Here is a 20,532-nt window from a genome sequence, read left to right on the forward strand (position 1 = left end):
CACGACGGCGCCCGGACCTCCCCGTGAGGTCCGGGCGCCGTCGCCGTGCGCGGTGCCGGTCAGCCGGCCAGGCGGATCACGGTGACGCCCTCGCGCACGGTCAGCACGCTCTGCCGTACCCGGGGGTCCGCGGCGACGTGGGCGTTGAACGCGCGCATGGCGACGGTGTCGGGCTGCTGGTCACGCTCGTTCGCGACACCGCCGAACTGGAGCACGTTGTCGGCCAGGATCAGCCCGTGCGGCGACAGCTTGGGCAGCACCGCCTCGTAGTAGTCGACATAGCCGGGCTTGTCCGCGTCGATGAAGACCAGGTCGAAGGGTCCCGGGAGGTCCCGCACCGCCGGCAGGGCCGGGCCCTCGATCAGATGGATGCGCCCGGCCCAGGGCGAGGCCCCGAAGTGCTTGCGCGCGATGGAGGCGTGCAGCGGGCTCAGTTCGCAGGTGTGCAGTTCGGCGTCGGCCGGCATCGCCTCGGCCATGCACAGCGCGGAGTAGCCGGTGAAGGTGCCGATCTCCAGGATGCGCCGGGGCCGCAGGGCGAACACCAGGGCGGCCAGGAACTCGCCCTCCAGGCTGCCCACCATCATGGCCGGCAGCTCGGTCCCGGCCTCCGTGTCGGCGACCAGCCCGGCCAGCCAGGGGGGCGCGGGGGAGGAGGCCTCCTCGGCGTACTTCTCCACGACGGGTCGTACGATCATCCTCGGTTCCTTCCCGTGTGCCCGGCGTGCCGGCACAGCCGCTCGGTCAGCCAGTCAGCCAGCTCCGCCCGGCCGGCGCCGCGCAGGTAGAAGTGGTCGCCGGGAAACCGGACCAGTTCGGTGTCGGCGGAGGTGACCGCCGCCCAGGCCGCCGCGCCCTCCGCGTCGACCTCCGGGTCCTCGGCGCCGTAACAGACGCTCACCGGCACCGAGAGATCCCGGCCGGCCCGCGCCCGGTAGGTGCCCAGCAGCCGGTAGTCCGCCCGGAGCACCGGCAGCGTCATCTCGCGCACGCCCGGCATCCGGAGCAGGCGTTCGTCGGTGCCGCCGAGCACGCACACGTCGGCCCACAGCCGTTCGTCGTCAAGGTACTTGTCGTCGGGCCGCTGCCGGGCCGGGCCGGGGCGACCGGAAACGACCAGCCGCTCCGGGAGGGTCCCGCCGGCCGCACCGAGGAGGCGGGTGACCTCGTGTGCGACGGAGGCGCCCATGCTGTGCCCGAAGAACCACACGGGCTTGTCGTCCAGTTCGGCCAGCGCCTTGGCCAACGGCTCCACCAGGCCGGGCATGTCGGTGCAGCAGGGGTCGCCGATACGGTCCTCCCGCCCCGGATACTGCACCACCAACCCCTCGGCCACGTCGGGGAGTTCGCGCGCGAGCGGCCGGTAGAAGGTCGCCGCGCCGCCCCCGTGCGGGAAGAACACCACCCGCCGCCGGGCGCCGGGCCGCGGGAAGTAGCCGCGCAGCCACGGATTCGGGACGTCGGTGTTCATGTCCTGGCCTCCAGCAGGTCGGCGGTGGAGAGGAGTTCGGGCGCCTGGGGGTGGTGCAGCCGCACCGGCCCGCACGCCTCGGTCACCCGCATCGCCAGCTTCGCCAGGGCGATGTGGTACTGCACGTGCCCCCGGCTGTCGGCACCCGACCGCACGTCGTCCCAGACCGCCCGCATGGCCCGCGCCGTGGCCTGCGGCCACAGGTCGCGCAGCACCTCGGTGTACGGGGCGCCCTCCGCGGGCCCCAGGTGCTGCACGCTCGGCACCCGCAGATGAGGGGCGTTCGAGTCGGCGAAGCGCACCAGCTCCTTCATGTCGCCCGGCATGTGCGGGCGCATGCTCCACTCCACCGGGCCGTGCGTGTTGACCAGGGTGAGGTGGCCGCCCTCCGCGCCCAGGGTGATGCGGTGGAACAGGTGGCTGTAGTTGTCCGGATCGGCGGGCACCAGTTCGTTCTGCAGCCGGAAGGACATCGGGACGCCGGCGAACCGGCCGGTCAGGCTCCGGTACGGATCGCCCTCCGCGCCCGCGAGCACTCCGTCGACGCCGTGCGGACGGATCGCGCCCAGTGCCTGGCCCAGGATGTCGAAGACCGTGTAGAGCACCTGGAAGGCGCAGGTCACGTCGAGGAAGAGCGGCCGCTGCCGGGCCACCAGAGCGCGGGCGGCGGCGATGAAGCGGCGCACCGGTTCCACGTGCGGATAGTGGGTGTTCAGCCGGAACACCACACCGGACTCGGTCGCGGCGCGCAGGCACGCGACCAGTTCGTCGGGGTGCAGCGGATGTTCCTGCAGCACGTGGATCCCGCGGCGCATCAGGGCCTGCGAGATCCCCGGGCCGGGGCCGCCGTTCATCACCCCGCCGATGACCACGCAGGCCAGGTCCACGTCGTCGGGCACCTCGTCGACCGTCGACCACAGCGGTACGCCGTAGTGCTCGGCGCAGGCCTTGCTGCGGGCACTCCCGGACGCCAGGATCCCGGCCAATTCGAAGTCGAGGTCCGGCCGCTCGAAGGCCGCGAGATAGGCCCGGCCGAAACCGGTGCCGGCCACCAGGACACGGGGGCGGGTCACAGCTCCCCTTCCTCCGTCGCGCGGGCCGCGAGGATCGGCCGGTCAACGATGTCGAGCACCGTGACCGCGGGTTCGGCGCGCAGGGCGGCGAGCACCGTCCCGGCGTCGAGCACGTCGGAGCCGAAGTGCACCCCCGGGGCGACCTCGCCGCCGAGCACCGCGAGCACGGCCAGGGCACTGGCGAGCCCGGTCAGGGCGTAGGTGTCGCCGGCGCGCAGGGCCAGGCCGCGGGTGGCGGGACGCCCGGCGTCGGTGCCCGTGACCTCGAAGAGCATCAGCTGGAAGGGGCTCCTGCCGAACAGGTCGAGAGCCGCCGCGCGGGTGAGTTCCCCGGCCGCCTCGGCGAGCGCGGACTCACCGCGCATCGCGCCCTGGAGCCGGCTCAGGCAGTTCATCATGTGGGCGCCGCCGTCGAAGACGTTGTACCAGTCGATCTCCGTCAGCCCGGTGGCCTCGGGGAGCCGCGCCGACTCGAAGCTGAGGTAGGGATAGACGTCGACCCGGTTGTCCGCGTAGGGCAGTTCGACACCGGTCCGAGGCTCCAGCTCGCGCTCGACCCGGACACCGCCCCTGATCGCGCCGCGGGCCTCGCCGTAGGCGCCGCCCATGGAGAGCAGGTAGTCGGCGGCGCCGGCCGGGGTCAGCCGGTCCATCGTGCCGACGTACGCCGTGAGGTGCCGCGGGTCGCTCATGCCGGCGCACAGGTGACGGGGGAGCAGGCCGGTCAGCCCGGGCTGCATCCCGGCGGTGATCACGGCCGTGCCGGTGAAGGTGCCCGGCCGCGTCAGCGCCTCCAGCAGCGGCTCGTCGCCGCCCGGGTCGACGTAGTCGGCACCGGCGGCCGCCGCCGCCCAGGCCACCCGGTCGAGGACCTGGTAGGAGGGGCCCGCGCAGTTGAGGACCACCCGGGCGCCGCGGCAGAACTCCGCCAGCGACCTGCCGTCGTACAGGTCGACCTCGACGGCCGCGCCACGCAGGCCGGACTTGTGCAGCAGGGACTCGGCCTGCGCCCGGTCGCGTCCGCCGAGCCGGACGGCCGTGCCGGGCCGACGGTCCGCGATCGCCCGTACGGCGGCGGCGCCGACGGCACCGTAGGCGCCGACGACCGCGACCTCCGGGATGCTGTGCTCGCTCACGCGTTCTCCTCCTCGGGCAGGTCGATCACGCCGGGGGTGACCAGCTCACGGCAGGTGAAGTGGTCGCCCGGCACCGTCTGCCGCCGGAGCCCTCCCACGCACACCGACTCCCACAGCTCGGTCATGTCGGCGGCCATGGCGGGCCAGACGGGGGACTCCTCCTCGTGGACCAGCAGGCGGGCCTCCCCCGTGAAGACCCCCGGGTCGTGGTCGGCGACGCAGCGCGCGAGCGCACGGCCGCGTACGAGCCGTTCGGCGATCTCGTCCGCGCCGCGGCCGAGCGCCTCCGCGATCTGGGCGAGCCGCTTCTCGCGCGGGATCGCGGCGCGGTCGGCCGCCGCCGTGCCCGCCGCCCGCAGTCCGGGCTCGGCCCGCTCCGCCAGCGCGGCGGGCGCGCCCGGCGGGATGTCACCGGCGGGGGCGAGCACGGCCAGCGTCCGGCCGATCCCGGCGACGTCCGGGTATCCCAGGGCGGCCGGGTCCAGCCCTCGGTCCAGGCAGAACAGCGCCTCTTCGAGCACGTCGTCGCGGACCGTGGCCGGGAGCGGGTAGCTGCTCAGCAGCGTCAGCCCGCACACCGGGGCGCCCAGTTCGACGAGTTGCTGGGCGACGGCCAGCGCCAGTACGCCCCCGCTGTGCGCGCCGACCAGGTGGAACGGGCCCGGGCTCAGTGCGCGCACCCGCGCCACCACGTCCTGGGCCAGGTCGTCCAGCCGCTGACCCTCGGCCACCCGGACCGGGGGCACGACGATCACCGGGTCGAGTGCGCCGAGACCCGCGGCCAGCCGCTCGGCCTGGCCCCCCAGACCGTCGCCGACGAGGACGTGCACCGGGTTGCCGAGCGCGTCCGCCGCCCCGGACAGGGCGAGTTCGGCGTCCGCCGTGGTCTCCTCGGCCGGTCCCTCGCCCTGCTGGAGGAAGGCGGACAGCTCGCGCACCGAGGCACCGCCGAGCAGCTCGCGGAGCAACTCGTCGAAGAAGACGTCGGCCGCGGCCGGAACCTGGTCGCGCAGCGCGGTGACGAGCTGGGCGGCGAGCAGCGAATCCCCGCCCAGGGCGTAGAAGTTGGTCTCCAGCGGGACCTCCGGCTCGCGCAGCACCTCCGCGTACACCTCGGCGACGCGCGACTCCAGTTCACCGGCCTCCTGCCCGCCGTCCGGCGAGGCCGCCGCACCGGCCGTACGGTGCTGCTCGGCCCACCGGGAGAGGGCGGCGCGGTCGACCTTGCCGTTGGCGGTGAGCGGCAGCGCGTCCAGCACCTCGAAACGCGACGGGATCATCTCCGCCGGGAGCCGTTCGGCGAGCCGCCGCGTGAGCACCTCGGTGTCGAGGGGTTCGCGGTCGGTCTTGAAGCGGGCCGCGAAGACGTGCATGCCGATCCGGGCCAGCTCGTCCTCGGACTCCGGTACGCACAGCTCCAGTTCGGCTCCGGCCTCCGCCAGCAGGTCGTACCACTGCCGGCGGCCGATGAACGTCTGGTCCTTGCCGTGCCGTACGTCCTGGAAGTCCCCGGCGGTGGCGTCGAAGAGGAACTCCATCGAGGTGAGGATCTGGTAGTTGTCGCGGGTCGTCTCGATGAAGACCAGCCACCCGCCCGGCACCAGCGCCTCGCGCATCCGGCGCAGCACCGCGCGGGCGTCCTTCGCGTAGTGCATGACGTTGCCGCACAGGATCACGTCCACCGAGTTCGGCTTCACGCCCTGCTCGCGGAAGGGCTCGTTGAAGTCGAACAGGGCGTAGTCGACCCAAGGATGGTCCGCGAACCGCTCACCGGCCTTGTTCAGGAAGAACTGGGACACGTCGCTGAAGGTGTAACGCACGTTCTCACCGTCCAGCGCCGGAATGGTGTCGACGCTGGTGCCGCCGACCCCGGCCCCGACCTCCAGCACGCGCAGCGGCCGTCCGGTGGTGTTGCGCCGGGCGACCCCCAGCACGGTTCCGGTGGCCAGCCGGTTGAGGTAGCGGGAGAGGAAGCCCTCCATGTAGGCGGCCTCGTGGATGCTCAGGTCCCCCTCGGGGAAGAGCATCCGCAGCGGGTCCCGCTCGTCCCGCATCAGCTCCGGCAGGTGAGCGGCGGCGAGCTTGAAGTAATTCACCAGCTCCGGGCGGTCGTTGGCCTCCGGGAGCAGCCGGTCGACCTCGGCCCAGGCATCCTCGACGTCCTCGGGGGTCACCAGGCGCAGGCAGCCGAAGGTGCCGTCCGCGGCCCTGTCCAGGTAGCCGTTCTCCACGCACGCGGCGAGCCAGCGGCGCACCAGCCGCTCGTGCTTGGGCGCCACCCGGGCCAGCCGCATGATCTCGGAGGTGCTGTGGCGTGCGGCGGCGTCGGGCCACAGGCCCTCCCCGCGCAGCACGTCGACCATGCGGCGCAGCGCCGCGTCGTCGAGGACGGCCGCGAACTCCACGACCTTCGCGGTGTCCACTCCGTCGCGGATCTCGTCGGCGCCCGCCAGCACCTCGGGCCGCAGCCCGGCGTCGACCGCGTGGCCGGCCGGGTCGGCGGTCGACGGCGAGACGAAGGCGACCAGCCTGCGGTCGTTGCGCTCGCCCTCGGTGGTGACGGCCGCCGCGTCGACCTGCGGGTCGGCGGCCAGGGCGGACTCCACCTCGGCGAGTTCGATGCGGTGGCCGCGGATCTTGACCTGCCGGTCGGCGCGGCCGATGAACTCCAGCGTGCCGTCGGGCAGATAGCGGGCGAGGTCGCCGGTGCGGTAGACGCGCTCGCCGTCCGGCAGCTCGAAGAAGCTCGCCGCGGTCTTCTCCGGGTCGTGGAGGTACCCCTCGGCGAGGCCGGCGCCGGCGATGTGGAGGTCGCCGACGACGAGGTCCGGGCTGGGCCGCAGCGCGGAGTCGAGCACGTGGAAGCGCTGGTTCTCCAGCGGGGTGCCGTACGGGATGCTCGGCGCCGCCGGGTCGACCTCGCCGATCGGATGGACGATCGACCAGATCGCCGCCTCGGTGGCGCCGCCGAGGCTGTACAGCTCCACCCGGGGGAGGCGGGCGCGGACGGCGTCGGGAAGCGTCACGGGTATCCAGTCGCCCGACATCATCCCGAGCCGGACGCCGGGGCACTCGCGGCCCTCGCCGCGCAGGTACTCCTCCAGCAGCATCATCTGGGCGGGCACGGTGTTCAGCACGGTCACGCCGTGCCCGGTGATCAGCTCGCCCCAGTGCGAGGGGTCGCTGCGGCGCGCAGGGTCGGGAAGCACCAGGGTGCCGCCCCGGCCGAGGACGCCGAAGATGTCGAAGACCGACAGGTCGAAGCCGAGGCTGGAGAGCCCCAGGGCGACGTCGTGCGTACCGATGCCGAACCTGCGGCAGACGTCGTCCAGGGTGTTCACCGCGGCCCGGTGGCTGACCTCCACCCCCTTGGGTTCGCCGGTCGAGCCGGAGGTGAAGATGACGTACGCCGAGTCCCCCGGGGAGACCGGTACCGCCTCGGGAAGGCCGGCGGACGACTCGGGCAGCCGGTCCACGTCGACGCGCGCGATCCCCGCGGGCAGTCCGGCCGCGACCGCGCTGTGGCCGACCACCAGGCCGATGCCGGCGGACCGGAGGATCCTGTCGCGCCTGGCGTCGGGCTGGCCCGCCTCGATCGGCACGTACGTGCCACCGGCCAGCAGCACCCCGAGCGCGGCCGCGATCTGCTCCCAGCCCTTCTCCAGCACCACGGCGACGCGCTGCTGCGGTGTGTGGCCGTGCTCGGCGAGCGCCGCGGCCACGGCGGCGGCGCGGCCGGTCAGCGTGGCGTAGTCCACGCTCCCGCCGTGGTCGATCACGGCCGTCGCGTGCGGTCGGCGGCGCGCCTGGTCCAGCAGCGCCTGGTGCAACAGGGCCTCGCGGACCGGCCGCGCGGTGTCGTTGACAGCCGCCCGGCGCCGCGCCTGGTGCTCGGGGAGCGTGAGCGGGTCGCCGTCCCACGCGCCGTTGTCCTCGGCGAGCCGGTGCAGCAGGCCGCGGAACGCGGCGAACATGTCGTCGAGCACCGGGCCGGGCACGGTGTCGTCCCGCACGTCCCAGTTGACCAGCAGCGAGCCCGCGGCCTCCATCGCCTGGCAGTCCACCCAGACCTGCGGCGTCTGGCTGATGCCGTTGCGGATCTGCGACCGCATCATGCCCTCCGGAGCCGATCCGTCGGAGAGCCCGATGGCGCTGGTGAACACGACGGGCATCATCGAGCCCTGCCGGCCGCGGCGGCGGGTCAGCTCGCGCAGTACCTCCACGCCGGAGAACAGCCGGTGGTCGAGATCCTCGAAGAGCTGCTCGCCTGCCCTGCGGGCGCGCTCGGCGAAGGTGTCCGCGCGGCCGCCGTCGACGGCCAGCAGTTCGACGGAGGTGAAGTCGCCCACGACGCGGCCCACGTCCGGGTGCAGGGGCAGCCGGCTGAGCACCGTCACGTCGAGGGTGAAACGGGGGTGGCGGCTCCAACGGCCGACGACCTCGGCGTACGCGGCCATCACGGCCGTCGACGCCGAGACCCCGTGTTCCCCGGCGCGGGCCTTCAGCGCGGACCAGACGGCCGGCTCCAGGCGCAGTTCGCGGCGGGTGAAGCCGGCCGGGCCCTGCCGGCTGGGCCGGTCGACCAGGGGCAGTTCGGGCGCCGGCGGCAGGTCGTCCAGCCGCGCCGTCCAGTAGTCGCGGTCCCGCTCGTAGGCCGGGCCCTGCCGCACGGCGCGTTCCGCCCGCAGGTAGTCGCGGAACGAGACCGCCGGCGCCGGGAGGTCGGCTGCCGGGTCCTCGTAGAAGGTGCCGAACTCGTCCAGCAGCAGGTAGATGCTGACGTAGTCGGCGATCAGGAAGTCGATGGAGAAGTGCAGGACGGCGCGGTCCGCCAGCTCGGTGACCTCCAGGGTGTACAGCGGGCACTCGGTGACGTCCTTGGACTCGGCGGAGAGCCGGCCGCGGACCTCGCCGAGCGCCTCCTCGCCCGCCGGGCCCGCCAGGCCCGTCGCGTCGTGCCAGGCGATCACGGGGGCGGGCGGGTCCTTCAGGACCCGCTGGTAGCCGTCGTAGTCGATGACCACGCGCAGCATCTCGTGCCGGTCCACCACCCGGCGCCAGGCACGTCGCAGCCGGTCCCGGTCGAGCGCGGGGAACTCCAGCTCGCCGTAGGCGTGGCAGGGCACCGAGCCGTACTCGAAGGCGCCCCGGCGGCCGAGAAGGTACGCCGACTGGACCTCGGTCAGCGGGAACGGCTCGTGGGCCGCGGCGGGGTCGGGCCGGACCTGCTGCGGGCGGCGCTCGCGCAGCTCCCGCAGCACGTCCTCGCGGCGGCCGGCCACGAGCTTCCGGCGCTCGGGGGTCATCGCCCCCTCCGGACCCCGGAAGCGGAGCCTGCCCTCGTCCTCCCACAGGTGCAGGCCGGCCTGTTCGAGTTCGCTGATGATGTCGGCGGCGGTCACAGGACACCTTCTTCCAGTCGGACGGACGCTTCGTGCCGGTGGCTGCCGGCGATCTCGTCGTCGACGACGGCGGCGATCGCGGCGACGGTCGGATGGTTGAAGAGCTGCCGCAGGGAGAGCTCGACGCCGAAGCGCCGGGAGAACTGCTGGACGACGCGGGTGGCGACGAGACTGTCGCCGCCGAGGCCGAAGAAGTCGGCCGAACGGCCCACTTCGGGCGCCTCCAGCAACTCGGCCCACACCTCGGCCACCACGCGTTCGGTCTCGCCCCGCGGCCGGTCGTCGGACGGCGCAGCCCGCACCGCGCGGCCCGGGCCGTACGCGAGGGCGAGTGCGGCGCGGTCGACCTTGGCGTTGGCGGTCAGGGGCAGCCGGTCCGCCACGGCGATGTGCTCGGGGATCATGTGGGCCGGCAGGCGCGCGGCGAGCGCGGCCGGCAGGTCCGCCTGGCTCAGAGCAGGGCCGGCGCCCGGCTCCGGGGTGACGACGGCGGCCAGCCGGCGTGCCCCCGCGCCGCTGTCGACCCACGCGACGGCGCTCGCGACGCCGGACAGCTCCCGCAACCCGGCCTCGATCTCGCCGAGTTCGATCCGGTGCCCGCGCACCTTCACCTGGTGGTCGCGGCGGCCGAGGAACTCCAGGATGCCGGAGGGGTGGTAACGGCCCAGATCGCCGGTGCGGTACCACCGCTCGCCGTCGGCCACCACGAAGGAGGCCGCGGTCCGCTCGGGGTCCCCGCGGTAGCCGAGCGCCACTCCGGCGCCCCCGATCCACAGCTCGCCCGGCACGAAGTCGGGCCGGTCCCGGCCGTGTTCGTCGACCACCCGGAAGCGCTGGTTGGCGAGCGGGCGGCCGTACGGTATCGACACCCAGGCGGGGTCGACGGTCTCCACCTCGAAGGCGTTCGACCAGATGGAGGCCTCGGTGGCGCCGCCCATGGCGACGAGCAGGGCGTCCGGCGCCACCGCCCTCAGCCGGTCCGGCAGGTCCAGCCCGACCCAGTCGCCCGAGACGATCGCCACGCGCAGCCGCGGCAGGCCGGTGCCCGACTCGCAGGCCACCAGCAGCATGTCGAGCAGCGTCGGAACCGTGTTCCACACGGTGACGCCGTGCTCGGTGGCGAGGGCGGCCCAGGCGGTCGCCTCGCGGCGGAGGTCCTCGGTGAGGGTCACCACGGTGCCGCCCACCGCGAGCAGTCCGAACAGGTCGTAGACGGACAGGTCGAAGTCGAGGGCGGAGACCTGCAGTGTCACGTCGCCGGGCCCCACACCGTGGCGGGTGTTCACGTCGTCGATGGTGTTGGCGGCCGCCGCGTGGCTGATCTCCACGCCCTTGGGCTCGCCGGTCGAGCCCGAGGTGTAGATCACGTAGGCGAGCTGCGCGGGATCGGCCGCCGCCGGCCCCGCCGCCGGTTCCGCCCCCACGGCCTCGGCCACCGGCACGAGCCGCACGGCTTCGTCCCAGTCCGCGCCGGAGTCCTGTCCCGGCCCGACCAGGGCCAGGCGGGCGCCCGCGGAACGCACGATCCGGTTGCGGCGGGCGGCGGGCTGGCCGACGCCGACGGGTACGTAGGCGCAGCCGGCCGCGAGCACGCCCAGCACCGCGACGACCTGGTCGGGTCCCTTCGGCAGCGACACGACCACCGTCTCCCCGGGCCGCACCCCGAGTGAGGCGAGGCATCCGGCGACGCGCAGCGCGCGGGCGGCCAGTTCGGCGTAGGTCAGTTCCTCGCCGGTCGCCGAGCGGACCGCGACGGCGTCGGGCCGGCGGCGGGCGACGTCGAAGACGGGCTCGTGCAGCGTACGGGCGGGGAAGGGGGCGGCCGTGTCGTTGACCTCGGAGCGGATCTTCGCCTGGCTCTCGGGGAGCCGGATCGGCGGGGCGGGGCGGGACCAGTCGCTGTCGGCCAGTTCCACCAGGAGGCGGCGCATCGCCTCCAGGGCGGCCGGGACGACCTGCGGGCTGTGGAGCCCCTCGACGTGGTCCCAGTTGACGGCGAGGCCGCCGTCGCGCTCGACCACCTGGCAGTCCAGCGCGACCTGCGGGCTCTGCGACAGACCCCGCCGCAGCTCGCCGAAGCCGAATTCGAGGTCCTTGAAGCCCGCGCTGACCCCGAGGGTGGAGGTGAACACCACCGGCATCAGCGTCTGTCCGCCGCCGGTGCGCCGGGCGAGCTGCTGGAGCACCCAGGTGGTGGAGACGTTGTTGTGCTCGATGCCCTCCCAGACCTGTCCCTGCAGCCGCCGCACCGTGTCGGCCCAGCTCTCGCCGGGGCGGCTGTGGTGACCGAGCAGCAGCAGCGAGGTGAAGTCGCCGACCACCTGGCCGATATGGGGGTGCTCGTCGCGCCGGTCGAACACCGTCAGGTTGAGCGTCAGCGAGGTCTCGGCGCTCCACGCGGCCAGCACCTCCGCGAAGGTCGCCGCCACCACCGTCGAGGCCGTCAGCCCCTGTTCGGCGGTCCGCCGGCGCAGCCGCTCCCAGGTCGGCGGGTCGAGCCGGAACTCCTCGCGCACGAAGCGCGGCCGGCCGATGTGCTCGGGGGCGACGGCCAGCGGCAGCGCGGGCGCGGCCGGCAGCTCCTCGATCGCGTCCAGCCAGTACTCCTCGTCCCGTGCCCTGGCCGCCGGGTCGGTGCGCCGGGCGAGCAGGTAGTCGCGGAACGAAAGGTCGAGCGCGGGGAGTTCCAGAGCGGGGTCGGCGTACAGCGCCGACAGCTCGGTGAAGATGGTCATGATCGACAGCGCGTCGAGCACCACGTAGTCGAAGCCGACGCCGAACACCGTGTGCCCGTCCTCGCGCCGCACGGCCCGTACGTCGAACAGCGGCCAGGAGGTCACGTCGAGCACCTGCTGCTCCATGCCCGCCAGTTCGCTGACCGCCTTCTCGTGGTCGGCGGCGGTGGTGCGGGTGACCGCGAAGCGGTAGTACGGGACCTCGGGCAGGATCCGCTGGCCGCCCTCGCCGTCCAGCACGGCGCGCATCATCTCGTGCCGCCGCACCAGCCGGTTCCAGGCCCGCTCCAGCCGCTCCAGGTCGACCCGGTCGCTCTCGAACTCCCAGTACCAGTAGGACGCGACGCCGCCGAGGGTGAAGTCGGGGTCGCGGCCCAGCCAGTAGGCGCGCTGCACGTCGGTGAGCGGGAAGGGCTCGTACCGGTGGGCCGGGTCGGCCGGGACCGTCCGGGGGGCCTCGGCCGCGCCGCCCTCCAACGGGGCCAGGGTCGCGGCGAAACCGCTGACCGTCGGCCGGGTGAACAGGTCGCCCAGCCTCGCGTCGTACCCCTCCCGGCGCAGCGCGGCGAGCAGGCGGGTGGCCTGCAGGCTGTCACCGCCGATGTGGAAGAAGTTGGTGTCCCTGCCGATCTCCGGGCCGCCGGGCAGATCCGCCCACAGCGCGGCGACGGCCTCCTCCGCCGCGCCCCGGGGTGCCGCGTCCGCGCCGCCGGACGTCCGCTCGCCCAGCGCCCCGGCCAGCAGCCGCCGGACCTCGGCGCGGTCGACCTTGCCGTTGCGGCTCAGCGGCAGCTCGTCGGTGGCGACGGCGCGGGCGGGCACCATGTACGCGGGCACGTGCCGGCCGGCGTGGGCGAGCACCTCCTCGGTGTCGACACCGGCCGGGGTCACCAGGGCGTACAACGCGCCGGTGTGTCCGGCGACCTGGGTGACCACGGCGTCGCGCACACCGGGATGCCGGCCCAGGGCACGCTCGACCTCGCCGAGCTCGATCCGGTACCCGTTCAGCTTGACCTGGAGGTCGGCCCGGCCGAGGAACTCGATCACCGCCCCCGGCCGGTAGCGGGCACGGTCACCGGTGCGGTACCAGCGCCCGCCGTCGGCCTCCACGAACTTCGCCGCGGTCAGCTCCGGGTCACCCACGTAGCCCCGGGCCACACCCGCGCCGCCGATCCACAGCTCGCCCGCGACCCAGTCGGGGCAGTCCCGCCCGTGGTCGTCGACGACCCGGCAGCACTGGTTGGGCAGGGGCACGTTGTAGGGGATCGACGCCCAGGAGGGATCGACCTCCGTGACCTCCTGGACGGTCGAGTGGATCGCGGTCTCGGTGGTGCCGCCCAGCGCCACGAACACACTGTCGGGGCGCAGCGCGCGCACCCTGCCGGGCAGGTCGAGACCGACCCAGTCACCGCCCAGGAGATGCAGGCGGAACGGCCAGGTGGACGACTCGGGCCGCGACTGCGCCGTGGTGAGACCCATGTCGAGCAGGGCGGGCACACAGTTCAGGACGGTGGCGCCGTCGCGCACGGCCCGGCCCAGCCACAGCTCGGGGGAGCGCCGCTCCTCGTCGCCGACCAGTACCAGGGCGCCGCCGCAGTTGAGGGGGCCGAAGACGTCGTACACCGACAGGTCGAAGTCGAGCGCCGACAGGCACAGGGTGCGGTCGTCCGGGCCCAGCCCGTAGCGCTCGTTCAGCGCGGCCACCGTGTTGAGGGCCGCCGCGTGCGTCAGCTCCACGCCCTTGGGCTCCCCGGTCGAGCCGGAGGTGAAGATCACGTAGGCCGGATCGTCCGGCGAGACGTCCACCAGCCCTTCCAGCAGCGGTACTTCGGGGTCGGTGCCGCACCGCACGTCGATGTGCGGGACCCGGTCGTCGGTGCCGGCGCCGTCCCGGCCGTCGGTGACCACGCAGCGTGCTCCCGCCCGGGAGGCGACCACGTCCCGGCGTGCCTGCGGCTGGTCCCTGCCCACCGGCACGTAGGCCGCGCCCAGCGCGTGCACCGCCAGCACCGCGACCACCTGCTCGACCCCCTTCGGCAGGGTCAGCACCACCCGGTCACCGGCGGTGACGCCCGCGGCGCGCAGGACATGCGCCAACCGCCGCGCCCGCTCGCCGAGTTCGGCGTACGTCAGCTGCTCGCCGTCGCCCCAGACCGCCGCCGGGGCGTCCCCCCGCTCGGCCGCCCGCCGGAAGAACTCCTCGTGCAGGGCTCTGCGGGGCAGCTCGGCGCGGGTGTCGTTGGCCTGCCGGCGTGCCTGGAGCTGCGGAGAGGGCGGCCGTACCGGCAGGCTCTCCCACCACGCGCTCGGCTGCGAGGCGAGCAGCCTGACCCGGTTGACGAAGGTCTCGAACATCGCCTCGGGGACCCCGGCCTCGAAGAGGTTCTCCGTCGTCTCCCAGTTGATCAGCATGCCGCCCTCCTGCTCGATGAGCTGGAGGTCGATCCACACGCCCGAGGTCTGCGAACTCATCCACACCGGGGCGCCCAGCACCGCGCGGGTCGCCTCGTCGAAGAGTTCGCCCAGGCTGAGCGCGCTCGTGAACACCACGCCGGCCCGCCGGTTGGCGCCCGCGGCGGTCCGGGCCAGGTCGCGCAGGACCGAAGTGCCGCCGTACGCCGCGTGCGTGGCGTCGCGGCGGTACTGCTCCTGGACCGCGCGGGCGCGCTCGACGAACGGGCGGCGCGCGTCGGGCGCCACCCGGAGGAGCAGCAGGTCCGTGAAGTCCCCGACCACGGAGCCGACTTCGGGGTGCACCGGGAGCCGGTTCAGGACGGGCAGGTTGAGCAGGAACTCCGTGCCCTCGCTCCACGCGGCGAGGACGTCGGCGTAGACGGCGGCGACCGCCATCGACACGGTCAGTCCGCTGCTGCGCGCGTGCTGGGCGAACCGCTGGTAGGTCTCGGGCGCCAGCCAGGCGTGGCGCCGCACGGTGTGCACCCGCTCGATCCGCTCCGGGGCGCTCGCCAGCGGGAGCCGCGGTGCCTCGGGCAGGTCCTCGGCGCGGTCGCGCCAGTAGGAGACGTCGGCCGCGCGGGGCTCCCGGGCGGCCTCGGCGACGAGCCGGCGGTACTCGGGGAAGGTGAGGGCCGGCGGCGGCGACACGGCGTCCGGATCCCGGTACTGGCGGGCCAGGTCGCCGATGACGACACGGAAGCTCGACGCGTCGCAGACGATCATGTCGATGTCGAGGAAGAGCCGGGCCCTGCCGTCCGCGAGCAGCGCCAGCCGCACGTCGAGGCCGCCCCCGCGCCCGACGGGCAGCGTCTGATGGGACAGCCGGTCGCGCAGCCGGGCCAACCGGCGGTCCGGTTCGTCCCGTTCGGGACCGCGCAGGTCGACGACCTCGTCCAGTCCCCGGCACTCGGGCAGGATCCGCTGGCCTCCGTCGCCACCGACGGCCGCACGCAGCATGGGGTGCCTGCGGCGCAGCGCGGCCACCGCGCCGTCCCAGCGCTCGACGTCGGCGGTGACGTCGAACTCGAAGTAGAAGTGCGATCCGGTCGCCAGCGGCATCCCGGGCTGCCGGCCCGACCAGTAGGCGTGCTGCATCGGAGCCAGCGGGAACTCCCCGGATTCCACGGCCGGGTCACCGCCGGACTCCGCCCGCCGGGCCGCCGGGTCGTCGGTGCCGGACAGGAGGGCGGCCCAGGCGCGGACGGTGGGTTCCTCCACCAGGTCGCCGAAGGACACCTCGACCCCGTCCTCCTGCCAGGACGCCGCCAGGTTCATCATCCCGAGCGAGTCCAGGCCGAGGGTGACGAGGTCCTCCTCGAAGCCGACCTCCGTGGCGGGAAGCTCCAGGCGCGCGGCCACGGCGTCGCGGATCTCCTCGGCGGACAGTGCGCGTCCGGTGGTCGCCTCACTGGTCATCGTGGCCTCCCGTGCGCGGCCGGGACCGGGTCCCGGTCTGGTCGGTGTGGGGCGCCGCGCCGCGGGCGGCGGTGGTGCAGACGTCGACGTACTCGGCCAGCAGGGACTCGGCGAACTCCGGTGCGAAACGGTCCGGGTTGTAGAAGAGCAGCACCCGCACCGTGTCCCGGTCGGGCACGGCGACCAGCTCCAGCTCGAAGCGGGTGGCGACGCCGTCCGGGACCAGGACGTCGATGTCCAGACCGCCGGCCCGGGTCGAGTACACGGGGTCGGCCATCATCTGGAAGACCACGTCGTCCAGCCGCCGGCTCGTGCCGCCGAGGTTGATCGGAAGCATCTGGAACGGCAGCGCCTGGTGCACGAACGCCTCCATGACCGTGCGGTGCGTGGCCCGCAGGTGCTCGGTGAAGTCGGTGCCGGTGAGCCGGGTCCGCAGCAGGACCATGTTGGCGAGGAAACCCACCGTGCGGCGGTGCTCGGCGCCGCGGTTGGCGAACAGGGTCGCCACCGCCAGGTCGTCGGAGCCGCCGGCCGACCGCAGGGCACGGTAGTAGGCGGTGAGCAGGGCCACGAACATCGTGGACCGCTCCCGTTTGGCCAGGGCGTCGAGCGCGGAGACCGTCGGCGCGTCGAGGACGTGCTGCACGAGCCTGGTGTCACGCGGCGCGCCCGCGGTGGCCTCCCGGATGGGCAGCGGGGGCAGCGTCACGTCCTTCAGGCGTTCGGCCCAGAAGGCGCTGAGCCGTTTGCCCGAGGGCCCGGCCAGGGTCTCGCGCTGCTCCTCGGCGAAACGCGAGTACGCCGCTGCCTCGGCCGTCGGCCTGCCGTCCAGAGCGGCACACAGGTCCTCGAAGATCACGTTGCACGACCAGGAGTCGGTGACCATGTGGTGCATGTTGAGACAGAGCACGTGATGGTCCGCGGCGAGCCGCCACAGGGTGATCCGCAGCGCGCTCTCGGTCGCGTCGATCCGGGTGCCCAGCTCCCGTGCCACCGCCCGGTCCGCGGCAACCCCGGGATCCGGCTCGCCGCTGAGGTCCACCTCGCGGATCTCCGGCGACACGAGCGGGTGCACCAGCGCCTTGAGCCGGCGGCCGCCGCCGGTGAAGGTGGTGCGCAGCGCCTCGTGCCGGGCCGTCACGTGGTCGATCGCCTGACGGAGTCTGTCGCGGTCGAGCCCGCCGCGCAGCCGGCACAGCACCGGGCAGTTGAGCGCGCCCTCCTCGCCGCGGTAGCGGTCGAGGAACCACAGCAGCGTCTGGCCCACGGACGGACGGATCTCGGTGACTGTCACGTCCGGCAACGTAACGACGGGCGCGGCCCCGGCAGCCGGACCTGAAAGAAAGCTGAGAGGACCTTCACGTTCCTTTCTCGCCTCTCGGGCCGGTCGCTCTCCCGGGTCAGGGTGAGGGCACCTGTGTCGCGCGCGGCGCCCTCGCAGGGCGTCCGGTCCCGTCCAGCGGCACCGTCCAACGGGAGGTCGCCCGATGCCAGCCAACCCCTTCGAAGACCCCGACGAGAGCTACCTGGTCCTGTGCAACGCCCGCGGCCAGCGGTCGCTGTGGCCGGCCCGGCTGCCGTCCCCCGCCGGCTGGCGGGTGGAGCGGCCGGCGACCTCCCGGGCCAGGGCGAGCGCGTACGTCGAACGCGTCTGGCCCGACGTACGCCCGGCGAACCCCGCGCGGGCGGGCTCCGGCACCGGACCCGTCACGGGCACCCTGCCCGCCCTCTTCGACCGGGTCGCGGCGGCGCACCGGCACCTGCCGGCGGTGGAGAGCGAGACCGGCCCCCTGGACTACGGCGCACTGGCGGCGGCAGTGAACCGGCTGGCGAGGCGGCTGATCGCGGCCGGCCTCGGCCCCGGCGACCTCGTCGGCATAGCGGTCCCGCGCGGGGTCCGGCAGGTCGTGGCGGCGCTCGCGGTGGCGGCCTGCGGCGCCGGCTACGTACCCCTCGACCCCGGCTACCCGACCGCGCTGCTGCGCCACATGGTGACCGACTCGGGGCTGCGGGTCCTGCTGCACACCGGTCCGCCGCCGGTGGACGTCACCGGCCTGCGGACGATCGACCTCGCCGCCCCGGACCCCGTCTCCCGTCCGGCCGGGCCGGTCACCGACGAGGAGCGCCGGCGGCCGCTGCGCGCCGAGGACACCGTGTACGTCATCTACACCTCGGGTTCCACCGGGACCCCCAAGGGCGTGGTGATCCCGCACGCCGGGATGGCCGCGCTGGTGGCGGCGCAGCGGCACTGGATCGGCACCGGGCCCGGCGACCGGGTGCTGCAGTGGGCCTCCTTCAACTTCGACGCCGGCTTCTGGGACCTCACCCTCGCGCTGCTGGCGGGCGCCACCCTGGTGCTCACCGACGACCGCGGGGTGCTGCCCGGCGAGGACCTGCGCCGCACGCTGATCGACCGCCGGGTCAGTCACGCCGTGCTGCCCCCGGTCGCGCTCACCGCCACCGATCCCGACGGCGTGCTCCCCGGCGGGGTGGTGCTCTCGACCGGGGACTCCTGCACGCAGGCGCTGGTGGCGCGCTGGGCGCCGGGCCGGCGCATGTTCAACGGGTACGGGCCCACGGAGATGACGGTGGGCGTGACCATGGCGGGCCCGGTGCGGCCCGGCGAGCCGGTCAGCATCGGGGAACCGTGGCCCGGCAACGAGGTCCGGGTGCTCGACGCCGACCTGCGGCCCTGCCCGCCCGGCGAGGACGGCGAGCTCTACCTGGTCGGCGAGGGCGAGGCCCTCGGCTATCTGCACCGGCCCGCGCTGACCGCGGAGCGCTTCGTCGCGGACCCGTACGGCGGTCCCGGCGGCCGGATGTACCGGTCCGGCGACCTCGGTCACCTGGGCGAGGACGGTCTGCTGTACTTCACCGGCCGTGCCGACCGGCAGGTCAAGCTGCGCGGCTTCCGGGTGGAACTGGGCGAGGTGGAGGCGGCATTGGAGGACTGCGCCGGGGTGCGGCTGAGCGCGGTGGTGGTCACCGGTGAGGTCGACTCGGCCCGCCTGGTCGCCTTCGTGGTGCCCGGCGCCGACCCCGCGGGTGACTTCGCCGAGGGACTGCGCGGGCGGCTCGCCGAACGCCTGCCGGCGCACATGGTGCCCTCCCGCGTCGAGGTGGTGGCGGCCCTGCCGATGACCAGCAACGGCAAGATCGACAGGCGTGCCCTGGAGCAGCGGGCGGCCGGGCCCGCCGCCTCGCCGTCACCGGCCGCCCGGGGCCGCGACGCCGGGACGGTGGCCGGCACGGGCTCCGGTGCCGTGGAACCGGCCGGCCGAGCCGACCCGGTGTCCGCGCTCTGCGAACTGGCCGCGAGGGTCCTGGAGGTGCCGACGGTCGAGCCGGGCGACAACTTCTTCGACCGTGGCGGGCACTCGGTGCTCGCGGTGCGGCTCGCCAAGGCCGTCCGCGACGACTGGGGGATGACCCTGCCGGTGCGGGCCATCTTCGAGCGGCCCACGATGGCGGAGCTGGGCGACCTGCTCTCCACCCGCTGAGCGGGCACGTTCCCGTCGCCCCACCGGCCCCCGGCGCCGGGGCAACCGGGCGCCCGGAGGAGTCCCGGCGGCGGTTCAGTCCAGGCGCAGCCGCAGGGCGCTGTGCCCGAAAAGGAAGTTGGAGTAGACGCGGGGCGGCTCCTCCAGGATCTCGATCCGGCGCACCCGGCGGACCAGGGAGTCCAGCACCGCCGAGAGCTCCAGCCGGCCCAGGAACGCCCCGAGGCAGAAGTGGGGGCCGTGTCCGAGGGCGAGGTGCGGATTGTGCCGCCGTCCGACGTCGAAGCGGCGCGGGTCGGCGAAGACGGCCGGGTCGTTGTTGGCCGAGATGTTCCACAGGGTGACGATGTCGCCCGCGGACACCTCGGCCGAGCCGATCCGCAGGCCGGTGGTGGCGGTGCGGGCGAAGTGCATGGCCGGGGTCACCCAGCGCAGCACCTCCTCCACCGCGGTCCTCACCTCCGCCTCGCCCTCGCGCAGCCGCCGCCACTGCTCGCCGTACGTGCCCAGTGCGTGCAGCGCGCCGATCGTGGTCACCCGGGTGGACTCGTCGCCGCCCAGGATCAGGCTGTAGCAGTTCAGGGCGACGTCGTCCTCCGTCATCGGCTCCTCCCCGACGCGGGCGGCGGCGATCATGCTGATCACGTCGTCGCCGGGACGGCGCCGGCGCTCACGTACCACGTCCACGAAGTAGGACAGGATCTCGTTGCGTGCCTCCAGGGCGTCGAAGAGGTCCTCCTCGGCGCTGTCGGAGGAGAGGGCGCGCTTGTTCCAGTCGAGCAGCCGGGGCCGGTCCGCGGCGGGCAGCTCCAGGAGGTCGCACACCGTGTTGAGCGGCAGGTGCTCGGCGATGTCCCGCCCGGCGTCCGCCTCACCCGCGCCGACCACGGCGGCGACCAGGGCGTCCGCCCGCTCCCGCACGGCGTCCTCCACACGCTTGAGCACACGGGGGGAGAAGGCGCGCAGCATCACCTGGCGCAGCTCGCGGTGGCGGGGGCGGTCCATCACCGCCAGCATCCGGCCGCCCGCCGAGTCGCCGCCACGCAGCAGGACATCGAGCACCGTGCCCCTGGCCGAGCTGAGCCGGGCGGCGTCCTTGTAGCAGTCCTGGACGTCCCGGTACCCGGCCACGGCCCAGAAGCCCGGCCGGCCGCCGACCGGCGGGTGCCAGCGCACCGGTTCGCTGCGGCGCATCCGCGCCCAGTAGGCGTGCGGATCGTGCTCGACGAAGGTGGCCGGATCGGCGAGGTCGAGGGCGGCACCCGAGGTGTCGTCGTACGAGGTGCCGGGGACGGCGGCGTTGCCGGAGGAGACCACCGGGAGACTCCTTTCGGCCCGGACG

At 74.2% G+C, this 20,532-nt stretch carries 9 protein-coding genes; 1 reads left to right on the forward strand and 8 read right to left on the reverse strand.

Annotated elements, in window-relative coordinates:
* Positions 1-59: 59 nt before the first annotated feature.
* The 7 genes from ACZ4VA_RS13545 to ACZ4VA_RS13575 are packed head-to-tail and all read right to left on the reverse strand — an operon-like array spanning position 60 to position 16,984.
* Entirely contained in the window at positions 60-698 is a 639-nt protein-coding gene (locus ACZ4VA_RS13545) for an O-methyltransferase (protein WP_356164524.1), read from the reverse strand.
* The gene (locus ACZ4VA_RS13550; protein WP_355789440.1) at positions 695-1,471 is read right to left on the reverse strand and encodes a thioesterase II family protein; all 777 of its coding nucleotides are present in this window, start codon (positions 1,469-1,471) and stop codon (positions 695-697) included. Before ACZ4VA_RS13550 ends, ACZ4VA_RS13545 begins: the two co-directional genes overlap by 4 nt.
* On the reverse strand, positions 1,468-2,544 hold the full coding sequence (locus ACZ4VA_RS13555; protein ID WP_468081294.1) for a Gfo/Idh/MocA family oxidoreductase: 1,077 nt from the start codon (positions 2,542-2,544) through the stop codon (positions 1,468-1,470). Before ACZ4VA_RS13555 ends, ACZ4VA_RS13550 begins: the two co-directional genes overlap by 4 nt.
* Complete coding sequence (locus ACZ4VA_RS13560) at positions 2,541-3,680, reverse strand: saccharopine dehydrogenase NADP-binding domain-containing protein (protein WP_356164518.1); 1,140 nt, start codon at positions 3,678-3,680, stop codon at positions 2,541-2,543. The genes ACZ4VA_RS13555 and ACZ4VA_RS13560 overlap by 4 nt, the downstream gene beginning before the upstream one ends.
* Positions 3,677-9,082: an amino acid adenylation domain-containing protein gene (locus tag ACZ4VA_RS13565; RefSeq protein WP_468081297.1), complete on the reverse strand. Its 5,406-nt coding sequence runs from the start codon at positions 9,080-9,082 to the stop codon at positions 3,677-3,679. The genes ACZ4VA_RS13560 and ACZ4VA_RS13565 overlap by 4 nt, the downstream gene beginning before the upstream one ends.
* Complete coding sequence (locus ACZ4VA_RS13570) at positions 9,079-15,690, reverse strand: amino acid adenylation domain-containing protein (RefSeq protein WP_468081299.1); 6,612 nt, start codon at positions 15,688-15,690, stop codon at positions 9,079-9,081. Before ACZ4VA_RS13570 ends, ACZ4VA_RS13565 begins: the two co-directional genes overlap by 4 nt.
* Positions 15,680-16,984, reverse strand: coding sequence for a condensation domain-containing protein (locus tag ACZ4VA_RS13575; protein ID WP_388904763.1), 1,305 nt, complete (start codon positions 16,982-16,984; stop codon positions 15,680-15,682). Before ACZ4VA_RS13575 ends, ACZ4VA_RS13570 begins: the two co-directional genes overlap by 11 nt.
* A 193-nt stretch (positions 16,985-17,177) precedes the next feature.
* On the opposite strand from ACZ4VA_RS13575, the gene ACZ4VA_RS13580 reads away from it, so the two are divergent.
* Positions 17,178-19,190 (forward strand): amino acid adenylation domain-containing protein, encoded by a 2,013-nt coding sequence (locus ACZ4VA_RS13580; RefSeq protein ID WP_468081301.1) that lies wholly within the window; start codon positions 17,178-17,180, stop codon positions 19,188-19,190.
* 75 nt (positions 19,191-19,265) lie between these two features.
* Here the strand turns inward: ACZ4VA_RS13580 and ACZ4VA_RS13585 are convergent, their stop codons facing one another.
* Positions 19,266-20,507 (reverse strand): cytochrome P450, encoded by a 1,242-nt coding sequence (locus tag ACZ4VA_RS13585; protein ID WP_356238621.1) that lies wholly within the window; start codon positions 20,505-20,507, stop codon positions 19,266-19,268.
* Positions 20,508-20,532 lie beyond the last annotated feature (25 nt).

The organism is Streptomyces sp. NPDC028308 (assembly GCF_055565855.1).

Coding starts and splice junctions, on each gene's coding strand:
- ACZ4VA_RS13550 (WP_355789440.1), bottom strand. CDS start 1,471: ATGAACACCGACGTCCCGAATCCGTGGCTGCGCGGCTACTTCCCGCGG.
- ACZ4VA_RS13545 (WP_356164524.1), bottom strand. CDS start 698: ATGATCGTACGACCCGTCGTGGAGAAGTACGCCGAGGAGGCCTCCTCC.
- ACZ4VA_RS13580 (WP_468081301.1), top strand. CDS start 17,178: ATGCCAGCCAACCCCTTCGAAGACCCCGACGAGAGCTACCTGGTCCTG.
- ACZ4VA_RS13570 (WP_468081299.1), bottom strand. CDS start 15,690: ATGACCAGTGAGGCGACCACCGGACGCGCACTGTCCGCCGAGGAGATC.